General features: G+C 26.1%; 1 protein-coding gene and 2 pseudogenes. All 3 read left to right on the forward strand.

The window, feature by feature from the left end:
• Positions 1-653 (forward strand): annotated as a pseudogene (locus tag DOK76_RS13035) (P-loop NTPase fold protein); the annotation flags it as partial.
• A 40-nt stretch (positions 654-693) separates the two neighbouring features.
• Positions 694-1,914, forward strand: a complete 1,221-nt coding sequence (locus tag DOK76_RS13040) for a hypothetical protein (protein WP_206968463.1) — start codon at positions 694-696, stop codon at positions 1,912-1,914.
• Between the two features lie 280 nt (positions 1,915-2,194).
• Positions 2,195-2,407, forward strand: a pseudogene (locus DOK76_RS13045) (metal-sulfur cluster assembly factor); the annotation flags it as partial.
• Between the last annotated feature and the right edge of the window lie 467 nt (positions 2,408-2,874).

A 2,874-nucleotide genomic window follows, 5' to 3' on the forward strand; every position in this document is an offset into this window, starting at 1 on the left:
TGTTTTTATATCTATTTTCTAATGATTACGTAGATAGTAATAATATTCGTAGTGTAGTCTTGAAAAATTGGTTTAGTCAAAATCAGAATATCTATTTAAAACAACTAGATATTTTACTAAATGAAGAGAAAATATCTAAAGTAATATTTAAAATGGTTGAGATGTTCGGTGTAGATTTTTTTAGAAAATCTAAGGAAAGTATGAAATCAAAATTAGTAAATTTAATAATGAGTTCAACTATCTTGGAAGAAAGTTATTTTGGATACCGAGATGGAGTCCTTTTTAATACCATATTGAATGAACCTTATTTTAATGATGAGCCAGAACCAGAATATTTATTAAAAGATAATATAATATCAAGACCAAATTTCTTTAGCGAAATGGAAGATTATGTAACAAAAAGTAAATTAATCGAGAGTCTCGCAAATTTCAATAATAATGATGAAACTTATGATGATGCCAAAATATTATTTGAAGATATTAACATAAGAGACTTGAATAGTCAGGAATTTAATTTGTTTATTAAATTAGAACTATTTGATTTTAACACGAAAATGTTTGAATTTATTTTAAATTATGGTGAAAAAACAATAGTTAATAATGTTTCGTATGAGAATGTTTTACAAATGGAAAATCAAGATTTTAATAACTAACGTTCAAGATAATTTGGATGAATTTATAAGAGATGTCTTATTGGAGTTGGAAGTATTAAATGAAACCGAAGAGAGTTTCATAGAAATGTTAAATTTATATGATGAAGAAGATGCTGAGAATATTAGATATGAGGAACTAATTAGTCATATAAACATCAAACTTTCTGATATTTCAAGGATTAATAATCAAAACTTATGGAACAAAATATTTGAATTTGAAAAGTATAAATTCAATTGGCTAAATCTAATGACCTTCAAGACTTCTGAAAAAGTTGATTTGGAATATTTAAGAGATATTTTTAATGATTCAAGTATTATTCCGCATCTTAAAAAAGATTATGGACAATTTTCTGATAAAACTAAATCTGATATAAAATACCTACTAAGAGGATTAGTTGATAAGGAAATAATAGATGTAAACAATGATAATTTAGAAGTTTTAAAACTATCAAAATATGATGCTTTTGATTTAAATAAACCAAGTATTGAATTTTTAATTAGTAATGACTTAGTAGCTTTCAATATAGAAACTATAGAAAGATTTAGGGAATTTGATTTACAAGCAGAGCTACTTTTAAATTACCAAAATGAATATATCGAAAATGCAAATAAAATTATGTTAACTGTCAGTGAAATTGCTTGTCTGATTAAGGGATGGAATGATTCAGATAAATCACGATTGATTGAATTGCTATTTAACAAAGAGTTCCCAGAACTATTCGTAGATCAGGAATTTATAGAAACGCTATTATCTGAGAAAATCTTAATCACTGATGGACAGATGAATAAGTTAATAAATTTAAATTCAAGTATGGATTCAGTTCAAGAATATTTTATATTTAATATGAATAAAGGTACGTTGGGTCAGGAAACTATTGATACAGTTTTAGAAGCTATTTATATTACTTCTATTGACACATTAACTTCAGATGATTTTGAAGTGATTTTTAGTCAATCATTTGACAGTGAATTATTTGTCAAGTATATGAATTTTGTATTTAGAAAATTTAAGTATACCGATGAACAATATGAAATTGTAGAAACATGGCTGAAAAAACAAGAAATCCCTTATAATCAATTGTACATAGATGGTAGAATGCGTGAAATTGTACTTGAAGATAATAGCATAATAAGGGAACTGATGGATAATTTAATAGATGTCGGAATAGTTTCATCTTACAAAGAAAAAGAACCAGGAAAAATTAGTGTATATGTAAAACGAAATAAACCTGAATCGAAAGTTGAAGTTAAATTACTATAATGTTATTGAATAATTTTGATTAGCTAACAATTGAAAATACATCTATATGATTTTATTATTTTTTAATAAAACTCTCTGGACTACTGACCAAATAGCGGTTTTTTTCTCTTTTGTGTCAGTAGTCCATGCCATTTTCGAGTGTTTTTTAGCTGTTTTTAAGGTATAATTTTGAATAAAAGAGTTTGAGAATCTTTGTGAAATTCTGTGTTATGATGAACCTGAGTTAGTCATATTACCAACTACATTCTGCTGGCGAGGAGATTTAAATTTTCGAGCAGAGCTTATATATGAAGTAAATTTAGATGATGATGGTTATTGTGAAGTCAAGATGACTTTAACAACAATGGGCTGTCCACTAGCAGACGTTATCACAGAACAAATCCACCAAGCGGTAAGTGAAGTGGATGAAGTAGAAGTAAAACTCGTTTGGTATCTGGCGTGGACGACTGATAGAATGAGTCACTATGCTAGGATATCATTGGGGATTAAGTAGGTTGAACTGTTCACATTTAAAATTTGTATGTAGTTCAAAATCATTTTTTGTATACGAATACTATATACATAAGACCTTATGATTTGTTTAGAAAGTAGATTAAGTATTATAAATATCATAACTCTTTTATCAATTTTTAAAATTGATGAGGGAGTTTTTTTGTATGCAAAAATTATTTAAATTACTATAAGAAATGTTGTTTAATGACATAGCACGAGGTATCAGAATGAAACTATAAATAAAATTAAATAGGAATATATCAAAATAGCAATTAACAATATAAGAGTTTTTTGTTAAAAAAGTTTTCTTATTTGAATAAATTGATATAATTGAATTATTAATATCTGAAAGGAATTTAGATATGACAGGCAATTATATTAAATTTAATGGTGAATCCGATTTATCAACGACATATGATATTGAGAACGTTGAAAAGTATATAAGAAATTTTACTGAGGATACTACAA

This window comes from Candidatus Vagococcus giribetii, assembly GCF_017316185.1.
Taxonomy (GTDB): domain Bacteria; phylum Bacillota; class Bacilli; order Lactobacillales; family Vagococcaceae; genus Vagococcus; species Vagococcus giribetii.